The following is a 605-nucleotide window of genomic DNA, read 5'->3' on the forward strand; positions in this document are numbered from 1 at the left end:
GGTCGGGTCGCCCGGGGGGATTTCACCCCCGGGCTCCCACAGAACCGTGCGTAACAGTCTCCCGTTACACGGCTCTTGTCATCCTGATCACCAGAAGCGCGGTGTCCATGCCCAGTGGGCGAAGAGCCTCGGGTACTGGCGGGTGATGCGCTGCCAGCACTGTTGGGCCTTCCTGAACGGCCGCAGTCGTTTGTACTTCTTGCGGATCCAGCGCACCAGGTAGGCGTTGATGCGTTCCAGGAGGGGCAGCAGCGCGGAGCGGTAGTACGCCCCGTAGTACTGCAGCCAGCCGCGCACGATCGGGTTGATCTTCCGTGCGAGCTCGGCGAAGGTGTGGCCGATCCGCAGGTGGATCCGCCAGGCGCGGACTTGCCCGCTGATCTTCTTCAGGGCTTCCTTGCTGATCGCGGGCAGGAAGTTGGTGAAGTTCTTCCCCTTCCTGCTGCGCGCCTTGCGGGCTTGGAACGTGAACCCCAGGAAGGTGAACGACGTGTGCTCGTACGAGCCGCGCCGGTTGCCGTCCTTGCAATACACGATCTTGGTCTTGTCGGGGTGCAGACGCAGCCCGACCTCGTCCATCCTGTTCCCGAGTGCCGCCAGCACCT

At 64.1% G+C, this 605-nt stretch carries 1 protein-coding gene; it reads right to left on the reverse strand.

Annotated features, from left to right (window positions below; all coding sequences use genetic code 11):
* Positions 1 to 87 precede the first annotated feature (87 nt).
* A partial coding sequence (locus tag DKT69_RS00055; RefSeq protein WP_304598657.1) for a group II intron maturase-specific domain-containing protein occupies positions 88 to 605 on the reverse strand: 518 nt, incomplete at its 5' end.

Origin of the sequence: Micromonospora sicca, assembly GCF_003172935.1 — a bacterium.
In the GTDB taxonomy this organism is placed as follows: domain Bacteria; phylum Actinomycetota; class Actinomycetes; order Mycobacteriales; family Micromonosporaceae; genus Micromonospora; species Micromonospora sicca.